12 protein-coding genes are annotated in these 13,614 nt (G+C 75.3%); 7 read left to right on the top strand and 5 right to left on the bottom strand.

Annotated elements, in window-relative coordinates; translation table 11 throughout:
• Nucleotides 1–47 precede the first annotated feature (47 nt).
• From sucB to C229_RS0109785, 3 genes are all read right to left on the bottom strand, one after another.
• The gene (gene sucB / locus C229_RS0109795; protein WP_018654889.1) at nt 48–1,556 is read right to left on the bottom strand and encodes a 2-oxoglutarate dehydrogenase, E2 component, dihydrolipoamide succinyltransferase; all 1,509 of its coding nucleotides are present in this window, start codon (nt 1,554–1,556) and stop codon (nt 48–50) included.
• Between the two features lie 36 nt (nt 1,557–1,592).
• Nucleotides 1,593–2,984 carry a dihydrolipoyl dehydrogenase gene (gene lpdA, locus C229_RS0109790; protein ID WP_018654888.1) on the bottom strand — a complete coding sequence of 464 codons (1,392 nt, stop codon included), beginning with the start codon at nt 2,982–2,984 and terminating at the stop codon, nt 1,593–1,595.
• Nucleotides 2,985–3,089: 105 nt separating this feature from the next.
• A complete protein-coding gene (locus C229_RS0109785; protein ID WP_018654887.1) occupies nt 3,090–4,571 on the bottom strand; it encodes a leucyl aminopeptidase in 1,482 nt (493 codons plus the stop codon).
• A gap of 297 nt (nt 4,572–4,868) precedes the next feature.
• Here C229_RS0109785 and C229_RS0109780 point away from each other — a divergent pair, with 297 nt between their 5' ends.
• From C229_RS0109780 to C229_RS0109755, 6 genes are read left to right on the top strand one after another with little or no spacing between them, the layout of a single operon-like run.
• Nucleotides 4,869–5,633 carry a GntR family transcriptional regulator gene (locus tag C229_RS0109780; RefSeq protein WP_018654886.1) on the top strand — a complete coding sequence of 255 codons (765 nt, stop codon included), beginning with the start codon at nt 4,869–4,871 and terminating at the stop codon, nt 5,631–5,633.
• 33 nt (nt 5,634–5,666) lie between these two features.
• Complete coding sequence (locus C229_RS0109775) at nt 5,667–5,894, top strand: 4Fe-4S dicluster domain-containing protein (RefSeq protein WP_018654885.1); 228 nt, start codon at nt 5,667–5,669, stop codon at nt 5,892–5,894.
• 11 nt (nt 5,895–5,905) lie between these two features.
• Nucleotides 5,906–7,309: an ABC transporter substrate-binding protein gene (locus tag C229_RS0109770; RefSeq protein ID WP_018654884.1), complete on the top strand. Its 1,404-nt coding sequence runs from the start codon at nt 5,906–5,908 to the stop codon at nt 7,307–7,309.
• The gene (locus C229_RS0109765; RefSeq protein ID WP_018654883.1) at nt 7,306–8,115 is read left to right on the top strand and encodes an ABC transporter permease; all 810 of its coding nucleotides are present in this window, start codon (nt 7,306–7,308) and stop codon (nt 8,113–8,115) included. The genes C229_RS0109770 and C229_RS0109765 overlap by 4 nt, the downstream gene beginning before the upstream one ends.
• A complete protein-coding gene (locus tag C229_RS0109760; protein ID WP_018654882.1) occupies nt 8,112–8,882 on the top strand; it encodes an ABC transporter ATP-binding protein in 771 nt (256 codons plus the stop codon). Before C229_RS0109765 ends, C229_RS0109760 begins: the two co-directional genes overlap by 4 nt.
• Entirely contained in the window at nt 8,882–11,554 is a 2,673-nt protein-coding gene (locus C229_RS0109755; protein WP_018654881.1) for a fumarate reductase/succinate dehydrogenase flavoprotein subunit, read from the top strand. Before C229_RS0109760 ends, C229_RS0109755 begins: the two co-directional genes overlap by 1 nt.
• 4 nt (nt 11,555–11,558) lie before the next feature.
• Here C229_RS0109755 and C229_RS0109750 read toward each other — a convergent pair whose 3' ends face one another.
• Together C229_RS0109750 and C229_RS0109745 are read right to left on the bottom strand one after the other, a co-directional pair.
• Nucleotides 11,559–12,290: an adenosylcobinamide-GDP ribazoletransferase gene (locus C229_RS0109750; protein ID WP_018654880.1), complete on the bottom strand. Its 732-nt coding sequence runs from the start codon at nt 12,288–12,290 to the stop codon at nt 11,559–11,561.
• A gap of 97 nt (nt 12,291–12,387) precedes the next feature.
• Complete coding sequence (locus C229_RS0109745) at nt 12,388–13,332, bottom strand: bifunctional adenosylcobinamide kinase/adenosylcobinamide-phosphate guanylyltransferase (RefSeq protein WP_026313624.1); 945 nt, start codon at nt 13,330–13,332, stop codon at nt 12,388–12,390.
• A 69-nt stretch (nt 13,333–13,401) separates the two neighbouring features.
• On the opposite strand from C229_RS0109745, the gene C229_RS0109740 reads away from it, so the two are divergent.
• Nucleotides 13,402–13,596 carry a hypothetical protein gene (locus C229_RS0109740; RefSeq protein ID WP_018654878.1) on the top strand — a complete coding sequence of 65 codons (195 nt, stop codon included), beginning with the start codon at nt 13,402–13,404 and terminating at the stop codon, nt 13,594–13,596.
• Nucleotides 13,597–13,614 lie beyond the last annotated feature (18 nt).

Genomic DNA, 13,614 nt, shown 5'->3' with positions numbered 1-13,614 from the left:
CGGCCCGTCACCTCGTGAGTGACGGGCCGTTCGCGTGTCGCGGGAGGCTAGAGACCCAGGTCGGCCTCGAAGTTGCCCTCCTCCAGGCGGTGCTTGATCGTGGCGAGGAAGCGGGCGGCGTCCGCGCCGTCGATCAGGCGGTGGTCGTAGGTCAGCGCGAGGTAGACCATCGAGCGCACCGCGATGACCTCGCCCAGCTCGGGGTCGTCGATGACGGCGGGGCGCTTGACGACGGCGCCGGTGCCGAGCATGCCGACCTGCGGCTGGTTGAGGATCGGGGTGTCGAACAGGGCGCCGCGGCTGCCGGTGTTGGTCAGCGTGAACGTCCCGCCCGCCAGCTCGTCCGGGCTGACCTTGTTGGTGCGGGTGCGCTCGGCGATGTCGGCGATCCGCTGCGCGAGGCCGCCCAGGTTGAGCTGGCCCGCGTTGTGGATCACCGGGACCATCAGGCCGCGCTCGGGCACGTCGACCGCGATGGCGAGGTTCTCCACGTCGTGGTAGGTGACCTCGTTGTCGTCGGTGTCGATGACGGCGTTGAGCTTCGGGTGCGCCTTGAGCGCCTCGATCGTCGCCTGCGCGAAGAACGGCATGAACGACAGCTTCACGCCCTCGCGGGCCTGGAAGTCGGCCTTGGCCCGCTCCCGCAGCCGCGCGATCTTGGTGACGTCGACCTCGACGACCGTGGTGAGCTGCGCCGACACCTGGAGCGACTCCACCATGCGGCGGGCGATCGTCTGCCGGATGCGCGTCATCTTCTCGGTCTTGCCGCGCAGCGCGAGCTGCTCGGCGGGCGCGCCCGCCGGAGCCTGCGCCGCCGGACGCGACGGGGCGGCGGCCGGGGCCGCCGACTGCGCCGCCGGAGCCTGCTGCGCGGGCGCCTGCTGCGCCTGCTGCTCGGCGGCGCGGGCCGCCTCCAGCACGTCCTGCTTGCGGATGCGCCCGCCGACGCCCGTCCCGGTGAGGGAGTTCAGGTCGACGTTGTGCTCGCCCGCCAGCTTGCGGACGAGCGGCGTCACGTACGGGCCGTCGCCGGAGGGGGCGTCCTGCTTGGGCTCCTGCTGCGTCTCCTCGCGGCGGGCCGGCTGCTGCGCGACGGGCGCGGGCTCGGGCGTGGCCGGCTTCTGCTGCTCGGCCGGAGCCTGCTGCTGCTGCGCGGGCGGCGGCCACGCCGACGGCGGGGGCGCCTGCTGCGACTGCTGCTGCTCGGGCTCGGGCTCGGACGGCTGCTCCGGCTCGTCCTGGGCCTGCGGCTCGGGCTCCGGCTCGGCCTGCTCCGCGTCCTGACCGGACGACTCGCCGCCACCGGACGGGGCGTCGCCCTCGTCACCGATGATCGCGAGTTCGGCGCCGACCTCGACGGTCTCGTCCTCGGCGACGGTGATGCTGGTCAGCACGCCGGACGCGGGTGAGGGGATCTCGGTGTCCACCTTGTCGGTGGACACTTCGAGAAGCGGCTCGTCGGTCTCGACGCGCTCACCCTCCTTCTTCAACCAGCGGGTGACGGTGCCCTCGGTGACGCTCTCGCCGAGCTGGGGCATGGTGACGGAGACCGGCATGGCTCTCAGCGACTCCTTCGACTACTGTGCGGGCGTTCAGCCGTGCACGTGCAATGGCTTGCCGGCGAGGGCGAGGTGTGCCTCGCCGATCGCCTCGGACTGGGTCGGATGGGGATGGATCAGCGAGGCGACCTCGCTCGGCAGGGCCTCCCAGTTGTAGATGAGCTGCCCTTCCGCGATCAGCTCGCCCACGCGGGCGCCGACCATGTGGATGCCGAGGACGGGACCGCCCGCCGCGGCGATGACCTTGACCTCGCCCTGGGTGCCGAGGATCTTGCTGCGGGGGTTGCCCGCGAGGTCGTAGGTCACCTCGGTGACCTGGTGCCCGCGCGCCCGCGCCGTCTCGGTCGTGATGCCGACCGAGGCGACCTCGGGGTCGGAGTAGGTGATGCGCGGGACACCGTCGTAGTCGATCGGGGCCGGGTTCAGCCCGGCCAGCCGTTCGGCGACGAGAATGCCCTCGGCGAACCCGACATGGGCGAGCTGCGGGGTGGCGACCAGGTCGCCGACCGCCGAGATCGTGGGGACGTTCGTGCGGCACAGCTCGTCGACGACGACGAACCCGCGCTCGGTGGCGACACCGGCCGCCTCCAGCCCGATCCCGTCGGAGACGGGACCGCGCCCGACGGCGACGAGCAGGAGTTCGGCGTCCAGGACGGTGTCGTCGGCCAGCACGACCGACACCCCGCCCTGCGTCGTCTTGGCCTCGACGAACTTGGTGCCGAGGTGGAACTTGATGCCGCGCTTGCGGAACGCGCGCTCCAGCCGCTTGCTGCTGGACGGCTCCTCCAGCGGGAGCAGGTGCGGCAGCGCCTCCACGATGGTGACCTCGGCGCCGAACGACCGCCACACGCTGGCGAACTCGACGCCGATGACGCCGCCGCCCAGCACCACGACCGAGCCGGGCACCCGCCCGAGCCGCAGCGCGTGGTCGGACGAGATGACGCGTTCGCCGTCGATGTCCAGGCCGGGCAGGCTGCGCGGCGCCGAGCCGGTGCCGAGCACGATGTGCTCGCCGGTCAGCTCGCGGACGCCGTCCGGCCCGTCGACGCGCACGGTGGTCGGGCCGGTGAGGGCGCCGGTGCCGCGCACGACGTCGATGCCGCGTGACTTGATCAGGCCGGTGAGGCCCTTGACGGTCGTGGAGACGACCTTGTCCTTATAGGCGTCCACGGCGGGCATGTCGATGCCGTCGTAGGTCGCCCGCACGCCGAACGCGGCGGCCTCGCGCGTCTGGTCGGCGACCTCGGCGGCGTGCAACAGCGCCTTGGTCGGGATGCAGCCGCGGTTCAGGCAGGTGCCGCCCAAGCTCTCGTCGCGTTCGACGAGCGCCACGCGGCGGCCGAGTTCGGCGGCGCGCAACGCGCACGCGTACCCTCCGCTGCCCGCGCCCAGGACGACGATGTCGTAGGCGTCGCTGTTGACCACTGGATCTCCTTCGTTCCCGGTCTCCGCGCCCAACCTATGCGTTCCGCGCGCGTCGCGGTGGCGTACCCGCGCGTCCGGCATCTCCGGTGGCCGGGACGGGACCGGTCACAGGCTGCCCGCGGCGAGATCCTCCGCGACCTGTACCAACGTACGGGCCGCGGCTCCGGTGCCGCCCTTCGGGGTGTACCCGTAGGGCTCGCCCTTGTGGAAGGCGGGCCCGGCGATGTCGAGGTGGGCCCACTTGACGCCGTCGGGGACGAACTCCTTGAGGAACACCCCGGCGGTGAGCATGCCGCCCCAGCGCTCGCCGCTGATGTTGGCGAGGTCGGCGACGGCGGAGTCCAGGCCCTTGCGCAGGTCGGCGGGGAGCGGCATCCCCCAGGCGGCCTCCCCGGCGCGGCCCGCGGCGGCGACGACGCCCTCGCGGACGGCGTCGTCGTTGGCCATGACGCCGGTGGTGCGGGTGCCGAGCGCGACGAGCGCGGCGCCGGTGAGGGTGGCGACGTCGACGATGAGGTCGGGGGAGTCCTCGGCGGCGCGGACGAGCGCGTCGGCGAGGACGAGGCGGCCCTCGGCGTCGGTGTTGAGGACCTCGACGGTCTTGCCGCCGTACAGGTGCAGCACGTCGGACGGGCGCTGGGCGGTGCCGCTCGGCATGTTCTCGGCCATCGCCATGTAGCCGACGACGTTGACGGCGGGCCCGAGCTTGGCGATGGCGGCGAGCGCGCCCAGCACGGCCGCCGCGCCGCCCATGTCGGACTTCATCCAGTCCATGGAGTCGGCGGGCTTGAGGGACAGGCCGCCGGAGTCGAACGTGATGCCCTTGCCGACGAGCGCGAGCGTGCGGGTGGCGTCGGGGTGGGCGTAGGCGAGGCGGATGAGGCACGGCGGGTTGGCCGAGCCCTGCCCGACGCCGATGAGGCCGCCGTAGCCGCCGTCCACCAGGGCCTTCTCGTCCAGCACCTCGATCGCCAGGCGGTTCTCGCCCGCGACGCGCTGCGCGACGGTGGCGAAGTCGTCGGGCGACAGGTCGGACGGCGGGGTGTTGACCAGGTCGCGCACGAGGGCGACGGACGCGGCGAGGACGCGGGCGCGCTCGACGGCGTCGGCGTGCCCGGCGTCGCCCGCGACGACGAGCTCGGCGACGGGCTCGGTGCGCTCGCCGGTGCGGTAGCCGTCGAAGGCGTAGGCGCCGAGCAGCGCGCCGAGCGCGGCGGCGCCGGTCTGCGCGGGGGTGCCGGCGGGGAGGGCGACCAGGACGCGGCGGGTGCCGGCGAGGCCGCGGACGGCGGCGCCCGCCGCGCGGCGCAGCGTCTCCTCGTCGGGCTCGTCACCGAGGCCCACGGCGACGACGACGCCCGCCGGGACGGCGCCGAGCGTCGGGAGCTTGGTCACCTCGCCGGCCTTGCCGGTGGCGCCGAGCGCGGTGAGGGCGGCGGTGAGACGTCCGCCGAGGGCGTCGTCGAGCGCGCCGGTGAGGGGGTGCCCGCCGGGGCTCGCGCCCTCGGTGCCGGGGGTGACGCCGATCACGATCGCGTCGACGTCGAGGTCTGCCGAGGCCGCACTGTCAAGGCTGATGCTGGTCACGTAGCACGATGTTAGTCCTCCGCGTGACCGGATTCGCACGGGCTTATGGTCGCGGCCTCCGCCGCGACGGGTTCGGGGCCCTTCGGCGTGCGGCTTCCCTCGTCGCTTGGTCGCAGGGCGACCTGCGCTCCTCAGTCCAGCCGCACGCGGCCCCGAACCGCTCACGGGGGTTCGGGTGGGTGGCGGAACGGCCGTTACGGCGCGGGATCGTGCAGGTGGGGGACGAGTTCTCCAAGGACGGGGTGGCGCATCTCCGGCGGTATTCCCTGATTCCGACCAAGTTTGTATGTTTGCGCTGTGACCAGGAAGAACACGGCGGCGGCGGAGACCCTGTCGCTGACCGACGCGACGCGGCTGCGGGCCGACCGGGCCCGGCAGGTCGCCGACGTGCTGCGGCGCCGGGTGCGCGGCGGCGACTTCACCGACGGCGTCCTGCCCGCCGAAGGCGACCTCGTCGCGGCGTTCGGCACGTCGCGCAACACCGTCCGCGACGCGCTCGACCTGCTGCGCGCCGAGGGCATCATCGAACGCTGCCCCGGCGTCGGCACCACCGTCGTCGCCCGCGCCTACCCGCACGGGCTGGAGCGGCTCCAGGGCCTCGCCGAGACGCTGCGCGAGCACGGCGAGGTCGTCAACGAGGTCCGCGCGGCGGGACGGATCGTCCCGCCCCGGGAGATCTCGGCGCGGCTGGAGCTGGCGGCGGGCGAGCCCGTCGTCTACGTCGAGCGGCTGCGGCGGCTCAACGGGCTGCCGCTCTCGCTCGACCTCACCTACCTCGCGCCCGACGTCGGTGAACCGCTGCTGGCCGAGGACCTGGCCGGTACCGACGTGTTCGTCCTGCTGGAGCGGATCACCGGGCAGCCGCTCGGCCGCGCCGAGGTCACCCTGGAGGCCGTCAACGCCGACCCGCACTCGGCGGCCGTCCTGGACGCGCCGCGCGGCGCGGCGCTGCTCATGCTCGAACGCCTCACCCACCTGGCCGACGGCCGCCCGGTGGACCTGGAGTACATCCGCTTCCGCGGCGACCGCATCGCGATGAGCGGCCTGCTGCACCGCTTCTGACCCTCCCCCTTCCGACCGCCCTGGAGGCGCCCCATGCCGCTCGTGAACGCGCGATCGGACGTCCCGGTGACGATCGACGAGTCCCTGTGCGTCGCCGGATGCACGCTCTGCGTGGACGTCTGCCCGCTCGACGCCCTGGCCATCGACCCCGCCACCGGCAAGGCGTACATGCACGTGGACGAGTGCTGGTACTGCGGCCCGTGCGCCGACCGCTGCCCGACCGGCGCGGTCACCATCGACATCCCCTACCTGCTGCGCTGAGGAACGATCCCGTGAAGAAGACTCTCGCGGCGGCGCTGCTGGCGCCGTCGCTGCTGGCGGGCTGCACCGTCGCCGGGAACGCGTCCGGCGGCGGGGACGCCGTCACCGTGACCGTCGGCTACCAGTCCAAGACGATCAACACCGTGACGGCCGGGACGCTGCTGCGCTCGCTCGGCGCGTTCGAGAAGCGGCTGGCCGCGCTGCCCGGGAAGTACCGGGTCGTCTGGCAGGACTACGACACCGGCGCGCCGATCACCGCGCAGATGCTCGCCGGGAAGATCGACATCGGCTCGATGGGCGACTACCCGCTGCTGATCAACGGCTCACGGGCGCAGGCGGCGGGCGGCGACGCCGGGACGCGCCTCGTCTCGGTCACCGGGCACAACCCGCGCGGCGCGCTGAACGGCGTCGTCGTCGCGCCCGGCTCCAAGGCCCGGACGCTGCGCGACCTGCGGGGCGCGACGATCTCGGCGAGCGTCGGGTCGGCCGGGCACGGCACGCTCGTGCAGGCGCTCGGCAGGCACGGGCTGGACCCGGCCGAGGACGTCAAGGTCGAGAACCAGCAGCCGCCGGTGGGCGCGTCCGCGCTCAAGTCGGGCGCCGCCGCCGCGTTCGCGCAGTTCGTCGCGTGGCCGGGGCTGCTCGTGCAGAAGGGCGAGGGGCGGCTGCTCTACGACGGCGGCGCGCTGGACGTCCCGACGTTCCACGGCGTCGTCGTGCGGAACGCGTTCACCCGCGAGCGGCCGGACGTGCTCGGGGCGTTCCTGTCCGCGCAGATCGACGCGACCCGGGCCCTGCACGCCGATCCCGTCGGCTCGGCGGAGAGGGTCGCCGCCGCGACGGGCCTCCCGGCCGAGACCGTCTACCTGTACAACGGCGCGGGCGGGATCGCGAGCTTCGACGTGACGGTGAAGAGGCCGCTGCGCGACGCGCTCGCCCACGACGTCCCGTTCCTGAAGTCGATCGGCGTCCTCACCGCGCCCCTCGACCTGGCCGCCTTCGTCGACGACGGCCCGATCCGGCGCGCGTACGGCGCCGGGTACGACGCGGCGGCGGCGTCCACCGCCAACCCGGCCCCGATCACCGGGAACGACGCGGTGTGCGGCCGCAGGGTGACCGACGCCCGCACGGCGGGCGAGGTCTGGGTGCGCGGAGAACGCACCCCCCGCCCGGTCGCGGATCCCGGCTGCCTGCTCCGCACCGTCCGCGCCGTGCAGTCCGAGGGCAAACAGGTCCGCGCCGCCTACGTCCCCGACCACACCACGGGCACCCGCTGGTTCGCGGACCACCAGCTCTGGGTCCGCGACGGCGCCAGGTTCCTCCCCTTCGCCACCGAGGAGACCGCCCGCCGCCACCTGAACGCCCACCCCGCCGCCCGCCTCGTCCCCTACACCGAAGCGGTGACCCGCGCATGACGGTGGTGGAGGAGCGGACGGTGACGGTGCCGGTGCGGCGGGAGCGGCCGGTGGTGCGGCGGGCCGTGCGGGGGCTGGCGTTGCTGGGGGCGCTCGGGGTGTGGCAGGTGCTCACGGCCGCCGACGCGCGGGTGTGGGTGCGGTTCGACCGGCTGCCCGGACCCGTCGAGGTGGCGCGGGAGTTCGGGCGGCAGCTCGGGCACGGGCCGTACTACGCCGACGTCGCGCAGAGCCTCGTCCGGATCTTGACCGGGTTCGGGCTGGCGGCGGTCGCCGGGATCGGGCTCGGGATCGCGCTGGCGCGGTCGCGGTGGGCGCAGGACCTGCTCCAGCCCCTGCTGGAGGTCGCCCGGCCGATCCCGGCGATCGCGCTGGTGCCGGTGGCGATCCTGCTGTTCCCCGCCAACGAGCAGGGCATCGTGTTCATCACGTTCACCGCCGCGTTCTTCCCGGTGCTGGTCAGCACCCGGCACGCCGTCGCGGCGCTGCCGGGCGTCTGGGAGGACGCCGTGCGGACGCTCGGCGGCGGACGGTGGCGGGTGCTGACCGGCGTCGTCCTGCCCGGCGCGCTGCCGGGCGTGTTCGGCGGGCTGTCGGTCGGGATGGGCGTCGCGTGGATCTGCGTGGTGTCCGCCGAGATGATCTCCGGCGACTTCGGCGTCGGGTACCGCACCTGGCAGGCGTACACGATCGTGGACTATCCGGGCGTCCTGGTCGGGATGATCACGATCGGCGTGCTCGGCCGCGCCACGTCCGGGCTCGTCGAACTCGCCGGGCGGCGCCTCCTCGCGGGGAGGCTCGGATGATCACCGAGACCGTCGCCACCGGGACGCGCGAAGGCGGGCTCGGGCTGCGCGCCGACGGCGTCGCGCTCGGCCACGGCGGGCGCACCGTCGTCGCGGGGCTCGACCTGGCCGTCCGCGCCGGGGAGATCCTGGTGATCGCCGGGCCGTCCGGCTGCGGGAAGTCCACGCTGCTGCGCGCGCTCGCCGGGCTGCTGCCCGTCACCGCCGGGCGCCTCACCGCCGGGGACGCCCCCGTCACCGGGCCGTCGCCCGACCGCGCGCTCGTCTTCCAGGACGACGCGCTGCTGCCCTGGCGCACCGCGCTGCGCAACGTCGAACTGCCGCTGGCCATCCGCGGTGTCCCGCGCCGGGAGCGCCGCGCCGCCGCCCGCGACTGGCTCGGCCGCGTCGGGCTCGCCGACGCCGCCGGGCGGTATCCGCGCGAGCTGTCGGGCGGGATGCGGCAGCGCGTCCAGCTCGCCCGCGCGCTCGCCGGAGCGCCCCGCGCCGTCCTCATGGACGAGCCGTTCGGCGCCCTGGACGCCCAGACCCGCGCCGGAATGCAGGCGCTGCTGCTCGACGTCCTGCGCGCCGCCCCCGCCACCGTCGTGTTCGTGACGCACGACGTGGACGAGGCGCTGGCGCTCGGAGACCGCGTCGTCGTGCTCGGCGCGGCGGGCGTCACCGCGCAGATCACCGTTCCGCACCCCCGGACGCCCGTCCGGGACCCCGCGCTCAGGGACGCGCTGCTGCGCGCCCTCGGCGCCCAGGAGAGGGAGGCCGTCTGATGGAGATCCCCGCCGTGACCGACCGGCGCGAGCTGCGCTGCGACGTCCTCGTCGTGGGCGGCGGCACCGCCGGGACGATGGCCGCGATCACCGCCGCCGAGCACGGCGCGGACGTGCTGCTGCTGGAGAAGGCGCACGTCCGGCACTCGGGGGCGCTGGCGATGGGCATGGACGGCGTCAACAACGCCGTCATCCCCGGCAAGGCCGAGCCCGCCGACTACGTCGCCGAGATCACCCGCGCCAACGACGGCATCGTGAACCAGGCGACGGTCACGCGGACCGCCGAGCGCGGGTTCGCGATGGTGCAGCGGCTGGAGCGCTACGGCGTGAAGTTCGAGAAGGACGAGCACGGCGAGTACGCGGTGCGGCGCGTGCACCGCTCCGGCTCGTACGTGCTGCCGATGCCCGAGGGCAAGGACGTCAAGAAGGTGCTGTACCGGGTGCTGCGGCGGCGGGAGATCCGCGAGCGCGTCCGGATCGAGAACCGGGTCATGCCGGTGCGGGTGCTGACCCGCGACGGCCGCGCGGTCGGCGCCGTCGGGTTCGACACGCGCTCGGGGGAGTTCGTCACGGTCGCGGCCGGGTCGGTGATCCTGGCGACGGGCGCGGCCGGGCGCCTCGGGTTGCCCGCCAGCGGGTATCTGTACGGAACGTATGAGAACCCCACCAACGCGGGCGACGGGCACGCGATGGCGTACCACGCGGGCGCGGAGCTGTCCGGCATCGAGTGCTTCCAGGTCAACCCGCTCATCAAGGACTACAACGGGCCCGCCTGCGCGTACGTCGCGAACCCGTTCGGCGGGTACCAGGTCAACGCGCGGGGCGAGCGGTTCGTCGACTCCGACTACTGGTCCGGGCAGATGATGGCCGAGGTCAAACGCGAGATCGACTCGGCGCGCGGTCCCATCTACCTCAAGACGACCCACCTGCCCGACGAGACGCTCGCCGCGCTGGAGTCGATCCTGCACACCACCGAGCGCCCCACGCGCGGCACCTTCCACACCGGGCGCGGCCGCGACTACCGCACCCACGACGTCGAGATGCACATCTCCGAGATCGGGCTGTGCGGCGGGCACTCGGCGTCCGGGGTGTGGGTGGACGAGCACGCCCGCACCACCGTCCCCGGCCTGTACGCGGCGGGCGACCTGGCGTGCGTGCCGCACAACTACATGATCGGCGCGTTCGTCTTCGGTGACCTGGCGGGCGAGCACGCGGCCGCGTCCGGCGCCCGGCCGGGCGCGCTGCCCGAAGACCAGATCCGCGCGGCGCACGAGCTGGTCTACCGGCCGCTGCGGCACCCGGACGGGCCGCCGCAGCCGCAGGTCGAGTACAAGCTGCGCCGGTTCGTCAACGACTACGTCGCGCCGCCCAAGACCGGGTCGCGGCTCACCCTGGCCGTCGAGACGTTCGCGCGGATGGGCGCGGAGGTCGCCGCGATGGGCGCGCGGACGCCGCACGAGCTGATGCGCTGCGCGGAGGTCACGTTCATCCGGGACTGCGCCGAGATGGCCGCGCGGGCGTCGCTGGCCCGCGCGGAGAGCCGCTGGGGCCTCTACCACGACCGCGCCGACCTGCCCGGCCGCGACGACGAGGACTGGTTCTGCCACCTCAACCTGCGCCGCCGCGCCGATGGCGCGATGGAGTTCGTGCGGCGGCCCGTCGCCCCCTACACGGTGCCGGTCGAGGAGTTCACCGTGCCGCCGCCGTTCGAGCCCGAGGTGATCGGGACGGCCGGGCCGCAGGTCGTCGCGGCGGCGCGGACGGCGGACGGCGCGCGGACCGGCGGCTCGGTCGGGCGGTCGCCCCGGCTGCTGGAGCTGCTCGCGCTGGTGGAGACGTCGCCGGGGCTCGCGGAACTGGAACCGTTCCTCGTCGACCCCGGCCCGAAGGTGCGGCGGGCGGCGGTGGCGGCGCTGACCGAGGTGGTGCCGCCCGGCGCGGGGGAGGCGCTGGCGCGGGCACTGGGCGACGAGCACGGCTCGGTGCGCCGGGCCGCCGCGACGGCGCTGCGCGAACTCGTCGAGGTGCTGCCCGCGACGCCCGCCCTGCGCGACGCGCTGCTGCCCGCCCTCGGTCACGCCGACGGCCTGGTGCGCGCGGCGGTGCTGGAGGTGCTGCGCAGCCTGCGCCTGGGATCGGCGGAGCGGTACGCCGCCGCGCTCGCGGACGGCGACCATCGGGTGCGGCTGCGCGCCGTCGCGGGGCTGGTCGCGCACGACGCCGCCGACGCGCTGGCGTCCGGTGCGTCCGACGCGTCGCGGGAGGTCCGCGTCGCGGTGGCGGCGGGCCTCGGCACGATCGGCGCCCCGTCCGGCGCGGCCGCCCTGGCCGCGCTGTCCGCCGACCCCGACCTGCTGGTGCGCGCGGCGGCGCTGGAGGCGGCGGCGGGCGTCGGGTGCCCCGAGCCGCTGCGCGGGACGGCGCTCGCCGCGCTCACCGACCCCGCCTGGCAGGTCCGCGTCGGCGCCGCGCGGGGCCTCGCCGCCGCTCCCGACACCGGCCCCTTGATCGGCGCCCTGTCCGATTCCCACCCTGATGTCCGTAAGGCGGCCGTCCTCGCCCTCGCCCCCCGCGCCGCCGACCCCGCCGTCGCCGAGGCACTGCGTCAGGTGGACAAGGACTCCGACGCCGACGTCCGCGCCTACGCCCGCCGCGCGGTCCCCGCCGCCTGACCGGTCAGGTCGCCAGGGCGACGAGTGCGGTCGTCGTGGCGATCTCGACCAGGGCGCCGAGGACGTCGCCGGTGACGCCGCCGAGGCGGCGGCGGGCGTGGCGCAGGGCGAGCAGGGCCGCCGCGAGCCCGGCGAGCACGGCCAGCGGCGTCCGGACCGGGTGACCGGTGACGGCGCCGGCGGCCGTGGCGGCGGCGAGGACGGCCGCCGTCACGGCCACGGCCGCGCCGGTCCCGACCGTCCCGGCCACGAGCGCGCCCAGACCGCCGGGCCGGGCCGCCGGGACGGACGTCCGGCACGCCCACGGCAGTGCGAGCCGCCCGGCCACGGCCGCGACGACGACCGCCACCGCCGCGTCGTCCGCCGACGCCACCGCCGCCACCTGGATCAGCAACGCGAACAGCAGCGCCACGACCCCGAACGGCCCGATGTCGGACCGCTTCATGATCTCCAGCGCGTCGGCGGCGGGCTTCCCGCTGCCGAGCCCGTCCGCGAGATCCGCCAGCCCGTCCAGATGCAACGCCCGCGTGATCACGGCCATGGCCCCGACCGCCAGCGCGGCCCCGAGCAGCGGCCCGAGCCCCGCGACGTCCGCCACGACCAGCACCACGGCCGCCGCCCCGCCCACGAGCAGCCCCACGAACGGCGCGACGACCATCGCCCACCGCCCCGCGCCGCGGTCCACCACGCCGACCCGCACGGGCACGACGGTCAGCAGGCTCACCGCCAGGCGCACCCCGTTCACGCACGCACCGCGCGGCCCGCCGCCGTCGCCCGCCGGGCACGCCAGCGGAGGGGACGGCGCCCGGTGGGCTCACCGCGCGGGGCTCCGTTCACGGCAGGTCCAGGATGCGGCCCGCGACGATCAGGGCCGCTTCCTCCGATTCGGCCGCGACGCGCTGGTTCAGGTGGCCGAGCAGGTCGGTGAAGGCGCGGCCCGACGCGGTCATCGGGACGAGGGACAGGCCGACCTCCTCGGTGACGGCGACGACGCGGGCCGCCGTGGCGCGCCAGGCGTCCACCAGCTCGTCCAGCCGGGGCGCGACGGAGGCGGGGGAGTCCCAGGCGTCCGCCGCGTCGATCACCGACGTGAGCCAGGAGCCCAGGCCGTCGAGCAGGACGGCGCCGCGCGCGGCCCGCAGCACCCCGGCGGCGTCGCGGGTCTCGACCGTCGTCCACCAGGCCGGGCGGCGCTCGCGGTGCGCGGTGACGCGCGCCGTCCATTCCGCGTCGCCGGAGCCGGTGCGGCCCGTCGCGATGTACGTCACGTCCGGCTCGGCCGCCAGGCGCAGTTCGGCCTCGGCCGACTTGCCCGAGCGGGTGCCGCCCAGCAGCAGGGTGCGGTGCGGGCCGGACGGCGGTTCGAGCCACAGGTCCAGCCGCCGCCCCAGCTCCCGCGACGAGCGCACCCGGTGGTCGACGTGGACGGCCGCGACGTGCGTCCCGGCGGTGACGGCGCCCACCCGCCGCAGCAGGCCCAGGTGCTCGGGACGTCCCACCAGGTCCAGCAGGACCGCCGCGTACTCGGTGCCGGGCCCGGGTTCGGGCGCGGCGTCCGGCCCGGCCGCGACGAGGATCGCGCCGCCGTCCGGCGCCGTCGCCTCGTAGCCGCCCGAGACCAGACGGCGCGGCAGATCCTCGACGGGCACGCCGTCCACCAGGACGCGCGTCGGCGCGAACCGCCCGCCCGCCGCCCGCAGCGCCGCGCACGACGCGCACCGGCAGCCGGGCTCGGGCCGCCCCCGGGCCCCGGCCGTGCCCAGGAGCTCCACGTTCATGGTGATCACCACTGTAGAGCCGCCGGGAGGCGATAGCGTCGGGGCCGTCCGCGCCGAGAGGAGAACACCGTGTGGAGTTGGCGGCTGGAGAAGGCCGGTGGGCAGGACGCCGGTACGTCCCCCGAGACGTTCCCGACCCAGTCCGACGCCGAGAGCTGGCTCGGCGAGCACTGGCGCACCCTCAAGGCCGACGGAGTCGACCGCGTCACGCTGCTCGAAGGCGACCGTGCCGTCTACCCCATGAGCCTTGAGGAGGCGTCCTAACCGGCGCGCGGGCGGGGC

The organism is Actinomadura flavalba DSM 45200, from assembly GCF_000374305.1.
In the GTDB taxonomy this organism is placed as follows: domain Bacteria; phylum Actinomycetota; class Actinomycetes; order Streptosporangiales; family Streptosporangiaceae; genus Spirillospora; species Spirillospora flavalba.
The sequence above is the reverse complement of the archived record's forward strand: the minus strand, read 5'-3'. Positions and strand labels throughout refer to the sequence as shown.

Excerpts from the sequence above, each read along its gene's own strand:
- C229_RS0109775 (WP_018654885.1), top strand. The coding sequence starts at position 5,667 with ATGCCGCTCGTGAACGCGCGATCGGACGTCCCGGTGACGATCGACGAG.
- C229_RS0109745 (WP_026313624.1), bottom strand. The coding sequence starts at position 13,332 with ATGAACGTGGAGCTCCTGGGCACGGCCGGGGCCCGGGGGCGGCCCGAG.
- C229_RS0109760 (WP_018654882.1), top strand. The coding sequence starts at position 8,112 with ATGATCACCGAGACCGTCGCCACCGGGACGCGCGAAGGCGGGCTCGGG.
- sucB (WP_018654889.1), bottom strand. The coding sequence starts at position 1,556 with ATGCCGGTCTCCGTCACCATGCCCCAGCTCGGCGAGAGCGTCACCGAG.
- C229_RS0109755 (WP_018654881.1), top strand. The coding sequence starts at position 8,882 with ATGGAGATCCCCGCCGTGACCGACCGGCGCGAGCTGCGCTGCGACGTC.
- C229_RS0109765 (WP_018654883.1), top strand. The coding sequence starts at position 7,306 with ATGACGGTGGTGGAGGAGCGGACGGTGACGGTGCCGGTGCGGCGGGAG.